Below are 16592 nucleotides of genomic sequence, written 5' to 3'. Positions count from 1 at the left end.
GTGAATCGGTACGCAGCCAGTGTAACGGATTCAAGCGCGTGAGCGAGCGTGTAGAATGGCGCACCGACGTTTGATTCCCCACGCCATGAACCGATTTTCGAGAGACGCTATGCATTCAAGTACTGGGCATCCAGCCAGGCGCCCAAGCGGGCGACAGCCCGAGCAGATCCGCGAGATCCGACTGATTCGCGAATACACCCGCCATGCCGAGGGCTCGGTGCTGGTGTCGTTCGGCGATACCCAGGTGCTGTGCAACGCCAGCGTCGAGGCCGGCGTGCCACGCTGGTTGCGCGGCAAGGGTCAGGGCTGGATCACCGCCGAGTACGGCATGCTGCCGCGCGCCACGCACACCCGCGGCCCGCGCGAGGCCGCACGCGGCAAGCAGGGCGGGCGCACGCTGGAAATTCAGCGTCTGATTGGCCGCGCGCTGCGCGCTTCGGTGAACCTCAAGAAGCTCGGTGAGTTCACCATCACCGTCGATTGTGACGTGATCCAGGCCGATGGCGGCACGCGCACCGCCGCGATTACCGGCGGCTGCGTGGCGCTGGTCGATGCGATTCGCCATTTGCAGCGCGACAAGCTGATCAAGACCGATCCGTTCAAGGAACTGGTCAGCGCGGTGTCGGTGGGCATCTTCAAGGGCACGCCGGTAGCCGATCTGGATTACCCGGAAGACAGCGGCGCGGATACCGACATGAATGTGGTGATGACCGAGAGCGGCGGGCTGATCGAGGTGCAGGGCACCGCCGAGGCGGCGGCGTTCGGACGCAGCGAGCTCAACGCCATGCTCGATCTGGCCGAGAGCGCCGGCGCGCAGTTGTTCGCGCATCAGCGCGAGGCGCTGGGCCTGAGAGGCTAGGTCTCGCTGCTAACGATGCCCGCCTTTGCCCAGGCATCAGGCGCGATGCAACCCTCGAGTTTTTCGAGCGCGGCGTGGCTGAGCAGCACGCCGTTTTCTCGTTGCTCCTGACGCAGGGCGAGGGCGCGCTCGCCGGGTAAACGCACGGCGGGCTTGCCGGTGGCTACGCTGGCGGCTCGGCAGGCATCGGCGAGAAAGCCGGTTTCTCGTTTGAGGCTTTCTATCCCACCATGGCTTTTCGGGTCGATGACCATGACCAGCACCGACGCCCCCCAGCGGGTCGGTTCGTCGGCTCGGCCAAGGCCAGCGAGCCCCGATGTCAGCGCCTCGACGAGAAGCCCCAGCGCGAAGCCCTTGTGACCATGATCGAAACCGCCCATCGGCAGCAAGGCGCCGCAGCCGTCGCCGATCAGGCTCGGGTCGTCGCTCGGGTTGCCGTCGGCGTCGATCAGCCAGGGGTGGGCGAGCTTTTCTCCCGCGCTGGCGAGTTGCGAGGTCAGGCTATTGGTGGTGATCGACATGCTGACATCGATCAGCACCGGGTCGCCCTCGGTCGGGTAGCCGGCGGCTATCGGGTCGGGAGAATAAACGCCCTCGACGGCGCCGAACGGCGCCACCGAGCGTGTCGCCGGGCTCGAGCTGGCGATAACCGCGATCAGCCCCCGGTCGGTGATCCGTTTGAGATAGGCAGCCAGGCAGGCGATGTGGTGGCTGCGCCCGATGGCCACCGTTGCAATGCCATAACGAACCGCACGTTCGCTGGCCTGGTCGAGTGCCCGGCGAACCAGCACCGGGCCGGGCAGGTAATGGCCATCCCAGGCAGCGCTCGCGGCAGTGTCTTTGATCACCGCCGGCTCGCCATCGCGCGCCATCCGGCCTTCTTCGAGTTCCTTCAGGTAGCGGGGCAGCAGCGCCGCGCCATGCGTCGAATGGCCGAGGAGGTCGGCCTCGACGAGCGTCTCGGCGACGATGGCGGCATACGCCGGGGCGAGACCCACCGAGCACAACGCCGCTTGGCACACGTCTTGAAGCGCATCCGCCGCGATGCGCGCTTGCCGACGATCGCTCACGACGCGTTCCCTCTCGGCGTGACGTCGTTCGTCTCGGGCACGAGGAAGGCAAAGTCGCAACCCTCGTCGGCTTGCAGCACACTGTCGAGAAACAGCTTCTTGTAGCCGCGCTCGGCGCCGGCATGCCGCGGCGGGGTGAATTCGGCGCGTCTCTCTTCAAGCACGCTCTCGGCGACCATAAGCTCGAGTCTGCGTGTCGCGACATCGAGTTCGATGGTGTCGCCATCGCGCACCAGCGCCAGCGGGCCGCCTTCGGCGCTTTCGGGCACGATGTGCAAAACGATGGTGCCGCTGGCCGTGCCACTCATTCGCGCGTCCGAGATGCGTACCATGTCCTTGACCCCCTGGTTGGCGAGCTTGCGCGGGATCGGCATATAGCCTGCCTCGGGCATCCCCGGTGCGCCTTTCGGCCCGGCGTTCTGCAAGACGAGAATATCGTCGGCTGTGACATCGAGATCGGGATCGTCGATGCGCGTGGTGAGATCCTCGATCGAGGTGAAGACCACCGCGCGGCCGGTGTGTTTCAGCAGGCCCGGCGTGGCCGCCGACTGCTTGACGATCGCCCCGCCGGGCGCGAGGTTGCCGCGCAGCACGGCGATGCCACCCTGGGGATAAACCGGCGATGAGAGCGGCGCGACGATTTCCTGGGCCCACGAATCCGGTGCCGAATCGATCTCCTCGCCCAGCGTGTTGCCACTGACGGTCAAGCAATCGAGATGCAGTAGCGGCTTAAGTTCGCGCAGCACCGTCGTCAGGCCGCCGGCCATGTGCAGATCCTGCATGTAATGCTTGCCGGATGGCTTGAGATCGACGAGCACCGGCACGCGTCGCCCGATGCGGTCGAAGGCGTCCAGGTCGACCTTGATGCCGAGCCGCCCGGCCATTGCCGTCAGGTGCACGAGGGCGTTGGTCGATCCGCCGATCGCCAGCAGCACGGTCAGGGCGTTCTCGAAGGCCTGGCGGGTCATGATCTGCTCGGGCGTGGTGCCCCGCGCCGCCAGTTGCACGGCGCAACGGCCGCTCATTTCGGCGATACGCCGTCGATCGGCGCTGACCGCCGGTGCGGTCGCGCTACCCGGCACCATCATGCCCAGCGCCTCGACGACGCAAGCCATGGTGCTGGCGGTACCCATCACGCCGCAGGTTCCGCCGGTCGGCACCAGTTGGTCGTTGACCTCGGCGATCTCGCGATCGTCGATCTCGCCGGCGCGATAGCGCCCCCAGAAATGCCGGCAGTCGGTGCAGGCGCCTACGCGCTGGCCGCGATGGCTGCCGGTCAGCATCGGCCCGGAGACGAGTTGCACGGCGGGGATTCCCGCGCTCGCCGCGCCCATCAACTGGGCGGGTACCGTCTTGTCGCAACCACCGATCAGCACCACGGCGTCCATCGGCTGCGCGCGGACCAGTTCCTCCGTGTCCATCGCCATGAGGTTGCGCAGGAACATGCTGGTCGGGTGCGAGAAGGCTTCGTGGATGGATATCGTCGGGAACTCGACGGGTAGCGCGCCGGCCAGCATCACGCCGCGCTTGACCGCCTCGACGAGATCGGGAACGTTGGCGTGGCAGGCATTGTAGCCACTGTAGGTATTGGCGATGCCGATGATCGGGCGCTCCAGGGCGTCGTCGGAATAGCCCATGCCCTTGATGAAGGCCTTGCGTAGAAAGAGCGAAAAACCTGCATCGCCGTAGCTCGTCAGGCCCTTGCGCATGCCGCGTTCACCGCTGTCCATCGGTGCCATTCGCCTCCCTCCTCTTGTTTTTTCATGCAATCCGCCAACGAACCCTGGGCCCGTTATTGGCGCCTCCATGCCTAGCAATATAATGCATTGGAACAATCGTCAACAATATTATTGACAATTTGCGAGAACAGTATCTATGGTTGCCATTGGGTTTGGGGAAAGCAACAAAACAATGAGAGGAGTCGCTTTATGCAAACCAGGATATTGGCCGCTACCACGGCGGGGCTGTTGGCGTCCGTGATGGGTTTTTCCACGGCGCTGGCGCAGGAAGACCAAGCCGGGCAGGACTATGTCGGCGGCGACGAAGTCACCGTGCTGATGGGTTTCAAGCCAGGGGGTGGCAGCGATGCGCTGGCGCAGCTCGTGCAGCCTTTTCTCGCCGATGAAATGGGCGTCAACTTCGTCAATCAGTATCAACCGGGGGCCGTCGGCGCGATCGCCTGGACCCGGCTGGCCAAGCAGATCGAGCCGGACGGTGAAACCATCAGCATCACCAATACGCCGATGCTGATGACCAACTACATCATGAATGAGGCCATTACCTACGACATCAGCGAATTGACGCCCATCGCCAATATCGTCACCGACCCCGGTGTCGTGGTGGTCGCGAAGGATAGCCCTTACAAGAATTTTGACGATCTCATCAACGCCGCCAAGGAAAATCCCGGCACCGTGACGGTCGGCAATTCCGGGGTCGGCGGCGACGACTGGTTCTCGACGATCATCCTCTCCAAGGAGGCGGGCGTGGAATTCCAGACAGTTCCCTTCCAGGGTGACGGCCCGTCCTGGACCGCGGCCATGGGCGGCAAGATCGATGCCAGCTTCAATAACGTCGGCATTACCTATCCGCAGATCGAAGCCGGCAACCTTCGCGCGCTGGCCGTATTTGCCGAAGAGCGTTTGCCATCGTTGCCGGATGTCCCGACGGCCAAGGAGCTTGGCTACGATGTCGTGGCGGGTTCCTCGCGCGGCTATAGCGCCCCGGCGGGTCTATCCGAAGAAGCACGCCAGCAACTCGCCAATGGCTTGCAGCGGGTGACCGAAGACCCCGAGTTCCAGAAGGCCGCGGCGGACCGGGCGATGAACATCGATTTCATGGGCCCCGAGAAGTACACGGCTTACCTTCAGGATCAAGAGCAACGCTTCATCGAGGTATGGGACGAGATCAAGGACGAGGTCCAAGGTTCGGGTAGCTGATGCGCTAACCGGGGGCAGGCAGGATCCGTCCCCGGCCATTTCCTTTCCGGGCGCTGGGAGTCTTGATTATGGGGCGTATTCTCGTCGCTATCGCAGCGATCGCATTGGCCGTTTTCTTTAGAGTCGAGGCCGCCGATTATCGCATCGCCGCCTCGCGGCTTCCCGATGTGGTCGGCGCTGTGCTGATCCTGCTTTCGGTCATGCTGATCGTGCAAGTGCTGATGTCCTGGAGAAAAGCCTCGGCGCAGGGCGAGCTGACGATTTTTCCGAAAGTGGAGCCGCGCGCCATCCTGCTTGGCGTGGCTTTTATCGTGCTGATATTCGCCTATGCCTGGTCTATTCAGACGATCGGCTACCTGGTTGCCACGCCGGTCTTTCTGCTCGTCGTGCTCGTGGTGCTCCGGCCGATTCATTGGCTATGGACGATCGTTATCACGGCCACGGTCACGCTCGTTATCTGGGCAATTTTCATTTATTTCCTGAAAATGCCGATCCTCCTTTATCCGGGCTCATGAGGCGCTTTCCATGACCGAATCGTTTCTTCTCGCCGGGCTTCTCAACGTTTTCGATCCAGCCAATCTGCTGGCCATCGTGGCAGGAACACTGATCGGTATCGTCGTCGGCTCGATGCCGGGCCTGTCGGCGACGATGGCCATCGCGCTGTTGCTTCCGCTGACCTTCGCGATGCCGCCCGAAACGGGTATCAGCATGCTCGCGGCACTGTATCTCTCGGCCATGTACGGTGGTTCCATCGCGGCGATCCTGCTGCGAACGCCGGGAACTCCGGCGGCGGCGGCGACCGTCATGGACGGCTACCCCATGGCGATGAAGGGCAAGGCCGGGCAGGCCCTGGGCATATCGCTAACCGCCTCTCTGATCGGCGGTGTGATCAGCTCCATCGTGCTGTTGACCTTCGCGCCCTTGCTGGGCAGCCTCGCGCTGCACTTCGGCCCGGTGGAACTCTTCGCCGTGGCCGTTCTCGGCATCACCATCGTCGGCTCGCTATCGAGTGGCGCGATGATCGCGGGTCTGTTCTCCGGCGTGCTCGGCCTGCTTATCGCCACCATCGGCATGGACCCGACCACGGGCACGCCGCGCTTTACCTTCGGCGAATTGAACCTGTTTTCGGGGGTGCCCTTCACGGTCGCGCTGATCGGGCTTTTCTCCATACCGCAGGCGATCCGACTGATCCTCCAGGGCGATGCCAACAAGGACGCCGCCGTCAGTTCGATAGCCGATCGCATGCTGCCGCGCTTCAAGGAGTTCCGGGCACTGCTGCCGAATATCGTTCGCTCGGGCGGCATCGGCGTGATGACCGGCCTGATTCCCGGCACGGGCGGCGATACGGCGTGCTGGTTTGCCTACAACGAAGCGAAGCGTTTCGCCAGGAACAAACACGAATTCGGCACGGGTTGTCCTGCCGGCATCGCGGCGCCCGAGGCCGCGAACAATGCCGTGGTGGGGGGCGCGCTGGTGCCGACGATCGCCCTCGGCATTCCGGGAAGCTCATCGACCGCCGTGTTGTTGGGCGCGTTCATGGTCCACGGGATTCTGCCGGGCCCGACCCTGATGACCGATCATGCCGAAATCACCTACACCCTGTTATGGGCGGTACTCTTCGCCAACATTGCGCTCTTTATTGTCGGCCTGCTGTTTACCCGCTTATGCGTCTCGGTGACCAAGGTGCCCAACCGGGTCGTGGCTCCCATCATCGTGGTGCTGGCGGTGGTCGGGTCGTTCGCCCTCAACAACTCCTACTTCGACATCATGCTGATGCTGGTATTCGGCATGATCGGCTTCGCATTCGACGAGTTCAAGATACCCACGGCGCCACTGGTCATCGGCTTGATATTGGGCCCGATACTGGACGCCAGCCTGCAGCAATCCATGCTGATCGGTCAGGGAAGCTGGATGATTTTCCTCGAGAATCCAATTTCCGCCGTGCTGCTGGCGATTGCACTGTTTTCCATACTTCAGGCGACGCCGATCTTCGGGCTCGCCAAAAAACTCCGTTATAGAAGTTCCGGCCCTCGTAACCTCTGAAAAGCCTCCGCGCCTCAAACAATCGCTCAGGAAGGAAAACAATGTCGCTACCATCGAAGATTCACTCCATCGACGCCAGAACGATTCGTGTCCCGCTCGACAACCCGACGTCGTTTTCGACGCGCCAGGTGCATCACCGCGATTACGCCATCGTCCGGGTCAGGACCGATGACGGCGCCGAGGGCATCGGTTTCTGTTATGGCGGCAGCAACGCCGGCAGCCTCGTGACCCACGGCGTTCGCGAGCTGTTCGCGCCGATGCTGATCGGCGAGGACGCCCTGCGCGTCGAGGGGCTGTGGGAGAAAATGTACCGGGAAGGAATCCTGCATGGCCGCTCGGGGGCGGCGATGCGCGCCTTGAGCATCATCGATATCGCGCTGTGGGATCGCAATGCGCGCGCGGTGAATCTACCACTGCATCGCTTCCTCGGCGGCTATTATGAAGACAGCGTGCCGGCCTACGCATCCGGCGGTTACTACCTGGATGGCAAGACACCGGAAAAACTCGGCGAGGAGCTGGCCGGCTATGTCGAGCAGGGCTTCAAGGCCGTGAAAATGAAGGTGGGGCGCCTCGACCCCAAAGGCGAGGAAGCGCGAATCAAGGCGGCGCGCGAGGCGATCGGCCCGGATGTGCTGTTGATGCTCGACGCCAACAATGCCTGGAGCGACCTGCCGACGGCGATGCGCTTCATGGAGCGCTACGAGCCCTACAACCCCTACTGGATCGAGGAGCCATTCAGCCCCGACGATATCGACAATCACGCCCGGCTATCCGCCAATACCCACATCCCGGTGGCGACCGGGGAGATCGAGGCCGGCCGCTGGCGCTTCAAGGAACTGCTCGACAAGGACGCCGCGATCATCCTACAGACCGATGCCGCCGTGTGCGGCGGTATCAGCGAGTACCGGCGCATCGGCGCGACGGCGGCGAGCTACGGCGTCAACCTGTGCCCGCACTGGTTTCACGATCTGCACGTTCATCTGGTTGGATCGGCGGCCAACGGCCAGTTCGTCGAGTTCTTCCCCGATGACCAGGTGCTCAACTTCCGCCGCCTCATCGACAGGCAACTGGAAACGCAGGATGGGCGTATCCTGCTGCCGCGCGAGCCGGGCCTGGGTTTCGGCTTCGACGAGCAGGCGCTCGAGCGCTTTGCGCTGGATGACTGGGCCTGATTCGCCAAAACAGGAGGGTAACTCATGTCGTCCAATGCTGCCTTCACGGGCGTTCTGTCGCCGGTCGTCACACCGTTCGATAGCGACCTCAACCCCGATCCGCAACGCTGGATCACCCATTGTCGCTGGTTGCTGTCCCAGCAATGTGGGCTGGCCCTGTTCGGCACCAACAGCGAGGCGAATTCGCTCAGCGTGGCCGAGAGGCTTTCACTGCTCGACGAGATCGCGGCGAGCGGCCTGGACATGGCCCGCATGATGCCGGGAACCGGTGCCTGTTCGATTCCCGATGCGGTAGAGCTGACCGGCAAAGCCGTCGATATCGGCTGTGGCGGCGTGCTGATGCTGCCACCGTTCTACTACAAGGGCGTCTCCGACGAGGGGTTGTTTGGCTATTACAGCGAGGTGATTCAGCGCGTCGGCAGTCACGATCTGCGGATTTATCTCTACCACATTCCGCAGGTCGCCCAGATTCCCATCAGCCTCGCGCTCATCGAACGGCTGCTGAAGGAATACCCAGAAACCGTGGTCGGCATCAAGGACAGTTCCGGCGATTGGTCGAACACCCAGACGATGCTGGAACGGTTCGATGATTTCGCCGTGTTCGCCGGATCGGAATCCTTCCTGCTGAAAACGCTGCAGGCCGGCGGCGCCGGTTGCATCAGCGCCACCGCCAACATCAATCCCGCCGCCATTCACGATCTTTACGTCAACTGGCGCAGCGACGACGCCGACGAACGCCAGCGCAGCACTACGGCCTTCCGCGAGAGCATTGCGCAGTTGCCGATGATCCCCGCACTCAAGGCGACGATTGCCACCGTCAACGGCGATGACGGCTGGGCCAGGGTGCGGCCGCCACTCGTCGAACTCGATGGCGCGCAACGCGGCACGCTCGATGCGCTGTTGAAGCGTCATGAATTCTCCATGCCGGGGTGGGGAATGGGTTCGTGAGCGTGGCCAGGGTCATCGTGGTCGGCGCGGGCACCATGGGCACGGCCATCGCCGATACGTTCGCCAGGGCCGGCTTGGCGACGGCATTGATCAGCCGAAACCCGGCGCGGCTGACCGGACTTCACGCCAATATCCAGGCCCTTTCGGCGTTTCCCGAGGCACCGCCGGAGTTGATCGTCGAGGCGATTCCCGAGGACATCGAACTGAAGAGCGAGCTGTTGCTGGGCGCCGAGGCCGCTTACGCCGGCGAGCCGATTCTCGCCTCGAATTCCTCCGGGCTGCCCTTGCAGGACATCGCCGACAGGCTGGGTTTCCCGGATCGCTTTCTGGGTATCCACTATTTTCACCCCGCTCGCGAGCTGCCACTGGTCGAGGTCGTGCGCGTCGCCGAGACTTCCGAGAATACGCTCGCCGATGCCCGGCGCCTGCTATCGCTGAGCGGCAGGGACTCGGTGGTCATGCAGCGTCCCGTGCCCGGTGCGCTGATCAACCGGCTGCAACACGCGCTGCTCCACGAGGCGTACCATCTGATGTCGCAAGGGCTGGCGAGCGCCGAGGATATCGACAAGGCCGGGCGCTGGTTGCTCGGTCCGCGCATGTGCATATCCGGTCTGCTGGAACAGAAGGATATCGGCGGCCTCGAAGGCCATGCGCGCGCTCAGCGGACCATCGTCCCCGATCTTTGTCACGATGCCAGGCCCAATCCCCTCGTCCAGGACATGCTGGCCCGGGGCGACATCGGCCTGAACAGCGGCAGGGGCTTCTACGACTGGCGTGGGCAGGACGCGCATGCGGTCGCCGAACGCGCGTCGACGAAACTGCGAATATTGCTTGCCTACCTGGAGGAAAATCGCTCATGACGCGACCCACCCCCGAAGACGTTAGCCACGCCGCGATCATCGGCACGGGCCTGATCGGCTCGGCCTGGGCCGCGCTGTTTCTCGCCCATGGCATCGAGGTACTGGCGATCGATCCGGCAGACGGTGCCGCCAACCGCCTGCGCCAGACGATTGCGACGATGGCGCCGATGCTCGAAGAGCTCGGGTTGGTGACTGCCGCCGCCGATTTCGCCAGGGTCGAGGTCGTCGCCGAGCCCGGGCCGGAGCTCGAAGGCGTGCAGTTCGTGCAGGAGAACGCGCCGGAGAACCTTGCGCTCAAGCAGGCCATTCTCGCCGACCTCGAACGCTGGCTCGGCCCGAGCGCGATCATCGCCTCGAGCACCTCCGCGCTGAAGATCAGCGATATCCAGGCCGGCTGCCGACATCCCGAGCGTTGTATCGCCGGCCACCCGATCAATCCGCCGCATCTGATGCCGCTGGTCGAGGTGTCGGGGGGCGAGTCGAGCGACGCGACGACGCTCGATTGGGCGATGCGCTTCTATGCATATCTGGGCAAGAAGCCGGTTCGCCTGCGCCGCGATATCGAAGGCCATATCGCCGGGCGGCTCGGCGCGGCGCTGTGGCGTGAAGCCGTCTCGCTGGTCGATCAGGGGGTGGCCAGCGTCGCCGACATCGATGCCGCGGTCGTTTACGGGCCGGGCCTGCGCTGGGCGACGATGGGCCCGCACCTGACCTATCACCTGGGGGGCGGCGAAGGTGGCATTCGGCACTATCTCGCGCATCTCGGCGATAGCCAGCAGCGCCGCTGGGAGAGTCTGGGCAGGCCGACCCTGAGCGCCGAACTCAAGGACAGGATCGCCGACGGCGTGCTCGATGAGGCACGTGAGCGTTCGATAGAGGAGCTGGCGCTGGAGCGTGACCGCAAGCTGGTTGCCGCGATCAAGGCCGTCGGCGAGTCGCGCGGATAACGTCCGCTAGCCGGAAAAGCGTGAGCGGTAGGTTTCGATATAGCGGTTCTTGGCCGGAGCGAGGTGGTCGCGGCACAGCTCGACGAGCGCCGGCCGATCCTGATTCTTCAAGGCATCGACTATCGCCTTGTGCGCGTTCGCCGCCCACTGCAAATAGGCCTTGTCGTTGACGAAGATCGAGCGGTAGGCATGCGATTTCTGCGCGAAGTCCTTGATCGCCTCGACCAGTGCCTGGTTGCCGCACAGCGAGAAGAGCGTGCTGTGGAAGGCCAGGTTGGTGCGAAACACCTGGCGTTGGTCGCCGGCTTCGACCGCTTCGGCATGACGTTGCTGGATGGACTCGAGCAGCTCGATGTCGGCATCGTCCAGGGGTAGCGGGATGAGTTCGGCGGCGTGGGATTCCAGCAACTCGCGCACGTCGTTGATCTGTTCGACTTCATCCACGCTATACAGGCGCACCACGGCGCCGCGGTTGGGAATTCGCTCGACCAGCCCCAGGCGTTCGAGGATGACCAGCGCCTGGCGGATGATGTGGCGCTTTACCTGGTAGCGCTCGGTAAGGTCCTCTTCGACGAGGCGCTCACGAGGGTGCAGGCGCCCGAAGACGATATCCTCTTCGAGGCTCGTGGCGACGGCCTGGGCGAGGTTGTCGCCGCTTTTCTTCGCGGTGGGCTTGTCATCGTCAAGGTAGCCCTCGAGGCCAGCAGCGCGCATCGGCGAAGCTCTCCATAGTGCAGTTTCACGTCTTCGGCGTGCTTACAGTTCCAGATCGTACTCGACGATCAACGGCGCGTACTGGGAGAAGGTCGCATCGACGTCGATCCAGGCATCGGCCACATGACGGCGCAGGTTGGGCCCGATGACCTGGTAGTCGATGCGCCAACCCTCCTGACGGCCGCGCGGCATGTCCTGGTCGAGCTTGGGCCACCAGGTGTACTCGCCGGCGTCGCGATTGATCTCGCGAAAGGTGTCGATGAAACCGGTGGGCCCGAACACCTGATCCATCCAGGCGCGCTCTTCGGGCTTGAAGCCCGGCGTGGTCTGGTTGTCCGCCCAGTTGGCCAGATCCAGGGTCTTGTGGGCAATATGCCAGGTGCCGCAGATGATGTATTCGCGGCGCTTGCGGGACATCTTGCTGAGGTATTCCTGATACTGGGTCATGAACGACTGCTTGGCGGCGTAATCGCTGCCATCGGGCATCAGGAAGCTGACGATGCTGAAGCGGTCGTAGTCGGCCTGCAGAAAGCGCGCCTCGTTGTCGCACTGCTCGAAGCCCAGGCCGTACATGATGGCCTTGGGAATCTTGCGGCAATAGATGCCGACGCCGGAAAACCCGTCCTGTTCGGCATCCAGGAAATAGCCCTCGTAGCCTTCGGGATACAGGATGCTGTCATCGAGCTCGAAGCTCTTGGCCTTCAGGTTTTGCACGCAGACGACGTCGGCATCCTGCTCGGCCAGCCAATCGAGAAAACCTCGATCGACCGCTTCACGAATTCCGTTGACGTTGATGCTGGCGATTTTCATACATGGTCCCTTTTTCGTCGCGCGTGTATCATACCCGAGCTTTCGACGTTTGGGTAAATTGCTCTTACCAATAAATATGATAGGGGGATTCGTGGCCGGCCATCTGCAAGCGTATCAGCGTGACTTCATCGCCTTCGCCATCGAGCAGGGCGTGCTCGGGTTCGGTGAGTTCACGCTGAAATCCGGTCGAATCAGCCCTTACTTCTTCAACGCCGGCCTGTTCCGCAGCGGTGCGGCACTGGCCCGGCTGGGTCGCTTCTATGCCCAGGCCATCGCCGACAGCGGCATCCAAACCGACGTGCTGTTCGGTCCAGCTTACAAGGGCATCCCGTTGGCCGCGACCACCGCAGTGGCATTGGCCGATCATCACGGTCGTGACCTGCCCTTCGCGTTCAATCGCAAGGAGGCCAAGGACCACGGCGAAGGCGGCAACATCGTCGGCGCCGAGCTGAGTGGCCGCATCCTGATCATCGACGACGTGATCACCGCCGGCACCGCCATCGGCGAGGTCATGAGCCTGATCGACGCGGCCGGCGCCGAGGCCGCCGGCGTGGTCATCGCGCTGGACCGCCAGGAGCGCGGCGCGGCTGACGGTGAAATGAAGCGCCAGAGCGCGATCCAGGAGGTCGAGGTGCGCTACGCCATGCCGGTGATCAGTATCGTCACGCTCGATCAGGTCCTCGAGTATGTCGAGGTGCACGCCGGCGAATCGCTGGCCGCTCACGGCGAGGCGATCCGCGCCTACCGCGCCCGCTACGGCGTGGCTTCCGCTTGACGGCTGCATGGCTGGTCGCGAGTCATTGATGCGCACTATCGGGTCCGCAAAGCTGGTTTAAAAACAGCGTTTGATAATCCGTGCAATTATGCCACTATTTCTATCGCAGTACACCGCGTTTCGACGCGCTCCGATAGGGAGGAAGTGACATGATCAAGAAATTGGGTTTCGCGCTGACCACCGCCACCTTCGTGCTTGCCAGTCATCAGGCCATGGCACTTAGCGTCTCCGCCAACGCCGGCGACGAGTCCTTCGGCGTCGATGCCAGCCAGGCGATACTTCCCGGCTTGCGCGCCGGCGTCGGCTACCTCAACACCGACGACAGCGGCCACAATGCCAAGGCCTACTCCGGTTCGCTGATGTTCTCGCCCTACCTGCCGGGTATCGACCTGGCGGTCGGTGGCCGCTATCAGTATCAGGACACGCACTACGGCAATGGCGGCGGCCTGGGCCTGGGCGGTTCGGCGTTCGTCGCCACGCCGATTCCGTTGACCTCGGTCGGCGCCTACGGCTTCTACACGCCGGAAGGCTTGAGCCACGGCGATCTCGAAAAGAGTTATGAGTACGGTGCCCAGGTGCGTGTGAACCTGGTATCGCAAACGTATCTCTACGGCGGCTATCGCTATTTTCGTTCCGACTTCGAGAACGAAGATGCGCAGACGCTCGACAGCGGGCCGATGCTGGGCGTCAGCATCGGCTTTTGATCGCCCGCGTCGTCGAAGTACCGCGCAATCGGCGTCCCAATCGGGGCGCCGATTGCGTATGATGCGCGCATACTCATCGCTCCCGGCCATGAAGCCTCATGCTCGACATCGTCCTCTTCGAACCCGAGATTCCGCCCAATACCGGCAATATCATCCGGCTGTGCGCGAATACCGGCTTTCGCCTGCATCTGATCGAGCCGCTGGCCTTCGCGCTCGATGACAAACGCCTGCGCCGCGCCGGGCTGGACTATCACGAATGGGCGCGGGTGCGCGTGCATGCCGATTGGTCTTCCTTCATGCGCGACGCGGTGCCTGCCCGGGTCTTCGCCGTATCCACCCGCGGGCGCACCGGCTACCACGAACCGGCGTATCGCGAAGGCGACGCCCTGGTGTTCGGCCCCGAAACGCGTGGCCTGCCACAGCCGATGCTCGACGCGCTGCCGGCCGAACAACGCCTGCGCATTCCCATGCTGCCGCAGAGCCGCAGCCTGAACCTGTCGAATGCCTGCGCCATCCTGATCTTCGAGGCCTGGCGTCAGTTGGATTTCGACGGCGCCGGCCTTCCTGCGGCCGGCGTTCCGGGTTCGTCCGATGTGTCCGGGTCCGAGTAACGATATGTCTAAGAGCCATCAGCGGTTTGGTGAAAAAAGCCATCAGCGCTCTGGCGAAATAAGCCAACGCCTTGCCAAGCTCAATCCACGCCAACAGGAAGCCGTGCGCTACATCGACGGCCCCTGCCTGGTGCTGGCCGGCGCCGGCTCGGGCAAAACCAGCGTGATCACCAGCAAGATCGCCTACCTGGTTCAGGAATGCGGCATGAGCGCGCGCAAGATCGCTGCGGTGACCTTCACCAACAAGGCCGCCCGCGAGATGAAGGAGCGCGTCGGCCAGCTTCTCAAGGGCCGCGAGGGCCACGGGCTGACGGTATCGACCTTCCACACCCTGGGGCTCAACATCATTCGCGGTGAGCTCAAGACGCTGGGCTACAAGTCGGGCTTTTCGCTGTTCGATCCCGAAGACGCCAAGGCGCTGCTGCGCGACCTGATGCAGAAGGACGCTCAGATCGACGCCGATCAGATCAACCGGGTGCAGAGCCAGATATCCACCTGGAAGAACGATCTGGTGCTGCCCGGCCAAGCACTGTCGCACGCCGTGGACGAAGATGAGCAGTACGCCGCGCGGTTGTACGAGGCTTATAACCGGCATTTGAAGGCCTATAACGCCGTTGACTTCGACGACCTGATCCTGCTGCCGGTGGTGCTGCTGCAAAGTGACCCTGAAGCGTTGGCGCGCTGGCAACGCAAGATCCACTACATGCTGGTCGACGAGTATCAGGACACCAACGTCAGCCAATACCTGCTGGTCAAGCTGTTGATGAGCGAGCGCGCCACCTTCACCGTGGTCGGCGATGACGACCAGTCGATCTATGCCTGGCGCGGCGCGCGACCGGAGAACCTGGTCACCCTCGGCGAGGATTTCCCGCGCCTCAAGGTCATCAAGCTGGAGCAGAACTACCGTTCCACCGGGGTGATCCTGCGCGCCGCCAACACGCTGATCAGCAACAACCCCCACGTCTACGAGAAGACCCTGTGGTCGGATATGGGGCCGGGCGATGCGATCCGCGTTGTCGTCAACCGCCACGAGGAAGCCGAAGCCGAGCGCGTGGCCAGCGAGATTCTCACCCGGCGCATCAAGGAGTCGGCCGCCTGGCGCGATTTCGCGGTGCTCTACCGGGGCAACTTCCAGGCCCGGCTGCTCGAACTCAAGCTGCAGCACTACCAGATTCCCTACAAGCTCTCCGGTGGCACCTCGTTCTTCTCGCGCAACGAGATCAAGGACGCCATGGCCTACCTGCGGCTGCTGATCAATCCGGGCGACGACAACGCCTTCCTGCGCATCGTCAACGTGCCGCGCCGTGAGATCGGCCCCGGCACCCTGGAAAAACTCGCCAACTATGCCAATGACCAAGCCACCGGACGCGGCATCTCGCTGTTCGCCGCCTGTCACGAGCTGGGGCTGGAGCAGCTATTGCCGACCCGCGCCGTGGAGCGGCTGGGCCGCTTCGTGCATTTCATCGACGGCGTGCGCAAGCGCATGGATCAGGGCGACGCCATCGCGGCGATTCGCGAGATGCTGCGCGACATGGATTACGAGGCCTGGCTGCACCAGAACGCCAGCGCGCCGACCGTCGCCGAGCGGCGCATGGCCAACGTATGGATACTCATCGATCAGCTCGAGAAATCGATGCAGCGCGATCCTGAAGAGATTGAAGCCAGCGAGGATACCGAGACCGACAGCGTCGAGGCTGCGATCTCGCGGCTGGTGCTGCGTGATATCCTCGAACAGCAGGCCGAGGAGGACGACTCCGATCGCGTGCAGCTTCTCACCATGCATGCCTCCAAGGGGTTGGAGTTCCCACACGTTTATCTTATGGGCCTCGAGGAAGATCTACTCCCGCACCGCAATGCCATCGAAGCCGGCACGGTCGAGGAAGAGCGCCGCCTGGCTTATGTCGGCATCACTCGTGCGCGGCGCACCTTGACACTGACACTGGCCAGGCAGCGCAAGACTTATGGCGAGTTGATGGACTGCACGCCGAGCCGTTTCCTCGATGAACTGCCGGAGGACGACCTGGAGTGGGAAGGCCGCGCCGACAAGGAAAACCCCGAAAAGAAGCAGGCGCGAGGCCAGGTCGCCATCGCCGGATTGCGCTCTTTACTGGATTGAGGATTTTATCCCGACACCAACACGAAC

Annotated in this window: 16 protein-coding genes; 12 read left to right on the top strand and 4 right to left on the bottom strand. The window is 63.3% G+C overall.

Annotated features, from left to right (window positions below):
* The first annotated feature begins 109 nt into the window (after positions 1-109).
* Positions 110-859 carry a ribonuclease PH gene (gene rph / locus BLR92_RS09235; RefSeq protein ID WP_089727781.1) on the top strand — a complete coding sequence of 250 codons (750 nt, stop codon included), beginning with the start codon at positions 110-112 and terminating at the stop codon, positions 857-859.
* On the opposite strand, the gene BLR92_RS09230 is transcribed toward rph, so the two are convergent.
* Together BLR92_RS09230 and BLR92_RS09225 are read right to left on the bottom strand one after the other, a co-directional pair.
* Complete coding sequence (locus BLR92_RS09230) at positions 856-1929, bottom strand: Ldh family oxidoreductase (RefSeq protein WP_217636559.1); 1074 nt, start codon at positions 1927-1929, stop codon at positions 856-858. The two genes, rph and BLR92_RS09230, sit on opposite strands and share 4 nt — an antisense overlap.
* Positions 1926-3668: an IlvD/Edd family dehydratase gene (locus BLR92_RS09225; RefSeq protein ID WP_245704159.1), complete on the bottom strand. Its 1743-nt coding sequence runs from the start codon at positions 3666-3668 to the stop codon at positions 1926-1928. The genes BLR92_RS09230 and BLR92_RS09225 overlap by 4 nt, the downstream gene beginning before the upstream one ends.
* Positions 3669-3857: 189 nt before the next feature.
* Between BLR92_RS09225 and BLR92_RS09220 the strand changes: the two genes are divergently transcribed.
* The 7 genes from BLR92_RS09220 to BLR92_RS09190 all read left to right on the top strand — a co-directional run bounded on the left by BLR92_RS09220 (position 3858) and on the right by BLR92_RS09190 (position 10835).
* A complete protein-coding gene (locus BLR92_RS09220; protein WP_089727779.1) occupies positions 3858-4865 on the top strand; it encodes a tripartite tricarboxylate transporter substrate binding protein in 1008 nt (335 codons plus the stop codon).
* A gap of 68 nt (positions 4866-4933) precedes the next feature.
* On the top strand, positions 4934-5380 hold the full coding sequence (locus BLR92_RS09215) for a tripartite tricarboxylate transporter TctB family protein (RefSeq protein ID WP_089727777.1): 447 nt from the start codon (positions 4934-4936) through the stop codon (positions 5378-5380).
* A gap of 10 nt (positions 5381-5390) precedes the next feature.
* Positions 5391-6908 (top strand): tripartite tricarboxylate transporter permease, encoded by a 1518-nt coding sequence (locus BLR92_RS09210; RefSeq protein WP_089727775.1) that lies wholly within the window; start codon positions 5391-5393, stop codon positions 6906-6908.
* Between the two features lie 41 nt (positions 6909-6949).
* Positions 6950-8080, top strand: coding sequence for a mandelate racemase/muconate lactonizing enzyme family protein (locus BLR92_RS09205; protein ID WP_089727773.1), 1131 nt, complete (start codon positions 6950-6952; stop codon positions 8078-8080).
* Positions 8081-8104: 24 nt separating this feature from the next.
* On the top strand, positions 8105-9028 hold the full coding sequence (locus BLR92_RS09200) for a dihydrodipicolinate synthase family protein (protein ID WP_089727771.1): 924 nt from the start codon (positions 8105-8107) through the stop codon (positions 9026-9028).
* Positions 9025-9888 (top strand): 3-hydroxyacyl-CoA dehydrogenase family protein, encoded by an 864-nt coding sequence (locus BLR92_RS09195; RefSeq protein ID WP_089727769.1) that lies wholly within the window; start codon positions 9025-9027, stop codon positions 9886-9888. Before BLR92_RS09200 ends, BLR92_RS09195 begins: the two co-directional genes overlap by 4 nt.
* Positions 9885-10835, top strand: coding sequence for a 3-hydroxyacyl-CoA dehydrogenase NAD-binding domain-containing protein (locus tag BLR92_RS09190; protein WP_089727767.1), 951 nt, complete (start codon positions 9885-9887; stop codon positions 10833-10835). Before BLR92_RS09195 ends, BLR92_RS09190 begins: the two co-directional genes overlap by 4 nt.
* A 6-nt stretch (positions 10836-10841) precedes the next feature.
* Here the strand turns inward: BLR92_RS09190 and BLR92_RS09185 are convergent, their stop codons facing one another.
* The gene (locus BLR92_RS09185) at positions 10842-11549 is read right to left on the bottom strand and encodes a GntR family transcriptional regulator (protein WP_089727765.1); all 708 of its coding nucleotides are present in this window, start codon (positions 11547-11549) and stop codon (positions 10842-10844) included.
* Positions 11550-11591: 42 nt separating this feature from the next.
* Complete coding sequence (locus BLR92_RS09180) at positions 11592-12359, bottom strand: exodeoxyribonuclease III (protein WP_089727763.1); 768 nt, start codon at positions 12357-12359, stop codon at positions 11592-11594.
* Positions 12360-12450: 91 nt separating this feature from the next.
* Between BLR92_RS09180 and pyrE the strand changes: the two genes are divergently transcribed.
* The 4 genes from pyrE (at position 12451) to rep (ending at position 16565) form a co-directional block, all read left to right on the top strand.
* Positions 12451-13134: an orotate phosphoribosyltransferase gene (pyrE, locus tag BLR92_RS09175; protein ID WP_175488768.1), complete on the top strand. Its 684-nt coding sequence runs from the start codon at positions 12451-12453 to the stop codon at positions 13132-13134.
* A gap of 149 nt (positions 13135-13283) precedes the next feature.
* A complete protein-coding gene (locus tag BLR92_RS09170) occupies positions 13284-13838 on the top strand; it encodes a YfaZ family outer membrane protein (RefSeq protein ID WP_089727759.1) in 555 nt (184 codons plus the stop codon).
* A 98-nt stretch (positions 13839-13936) separates the two neighbouring features.
* Positions 13937-14449 (top strand): tRNA (uridine(34)/cytosine(34)/5-carboxymethylaminomethyluridine(34)-2'-O)-methyltransferase TrmL, encoded by a 513-nt coding sequence (gene trmL / locus BLR92_RS09165; protein WP_089727757.1) that lies wholly within the window; start codon positions 13937-13939, stop codon positions 14447-14449.
* Positions 14450-14453: 4 nt separating this feature from the next.
* Complete coding sequence (gene rep, locus BLR92_RS09160) at positions 14454-16565, top strand: DNA helicase Rep (protein ID WP_245704158.1); 2112 nt, start codon at positions 14454-14456, stop codon at positions 16563-16565.
* The last annotated feature ends 27 nt before the right edge of the window (positions 16566-16592 follow it).

The sequence above is a fragment of the Modicisalibacter muralis genome (assembly GCF_900102945.1).
In the GTDB taxonomy this organism is placed as follows: Bacteria; Pseudomonadota; Gammaproteobacteria; order Pseudomonadales; family Halomonadaceae; genus Modicisalibacter; species Modicisalibacter muralis.
Note: the sequence above shows the minus strand (reverse complement) of the source record. Positions and strands in the feature narration are given on the sequence as shown.

Excerpts from the sequence above, each read along its gene's own strand:
- BLR92_RS09225 (WP_245704159.1), bottom strand. The coding sequence starts at position 3,668 with ATGGCACCGATGGACAGCGGTGAACGCGGCATGCGCAAGGGCCTGACG.
- BLR92_RS09215 (WP_089727777.1), top strand. The coding sequence starts at position 4,934 with ATGGGGCGTATTCTCGTCGCTATCGCAGCGATCGCATTGGCCGTTTTC.
- BLR92_RS09220 (WP_089727779.1), top strand. The coding sequence starts at position 3,858 with ATGCAAACCAGGATATTGGCCGCTACCACGGCGGGGCTGTTGGCGTCC.
- BLR92_RS09190 (WP_089727767.1), top strand. The coding sequence starts at position 9,885 with ATGACGCGACCCACCCCCGAAGACGTTAGCCACGCCGCGATCATCGGC.
- rep (WP_245704158.1), top strand. The coding sequence starts at position 14,454 with ATGTCTAAGAGCCATCAGCGGTTTGGTGAAAAAAGCCATCAGCGCTCT.
- BLR92_RS09205 (WP_089727773.1), top strand. The coding sequence starts at position 6,950 with ATGTCGCTACCATCGAAGATTCACTCCATCGACGCCAGAACGATTCGT.
- BLR92_RS09210 (WP_089727775.1), top strand. The coding sequence starts at position 5,391 with ATGACCGAATCGTTTCTTCTCGCCGGGCTTCTCAACGTTTTCGATCCA.
- BLR92_RS09170 (WP_089727759.1), top strand. The coding sequence starts at position 13,284 with ATGATCAAGAAATTGGGTTTCGCGCTGACCACCGCCACCTTCGTGCTT.
- BLR92_RS09180 (WP_089727763.1), bottom strand. The coding sequence starts at position 12,359 with ATGAAAATCGCCAGCATCAACGTCAACGGAATTCGTGAAGCGGTCGAT.
- trmL (WP_089727757.1), top strand. The coding sequence starts at position 13,937 with ATGCTCGACATCGTCCTCTTCGAACCCGAGATTCCGCCCAATACCGGC.
- rph (WP_089727781.1), top strand. The coding sequence starts at position 110 with ATGCATTCAAGTACTGGGCATCCAGCCAGGCGCCCAAGCGGGCGACAG.
- BLR92_RS09185 (WP_089727765.1), bottom strand. The coding sequence starts at position 11,549 with ATGCGCGCTGCTGGCCTCGAGGGCTACCTTGACGATGACAAGCCCACC.
- BLR92_RS09200 (WP_089727771.1), top strand. The coding sequence starts at position 8,105 with ATGTCGTCCAATGCTGCCTTCACGGGCGTTCTGTCGCCGGTCGTCACA.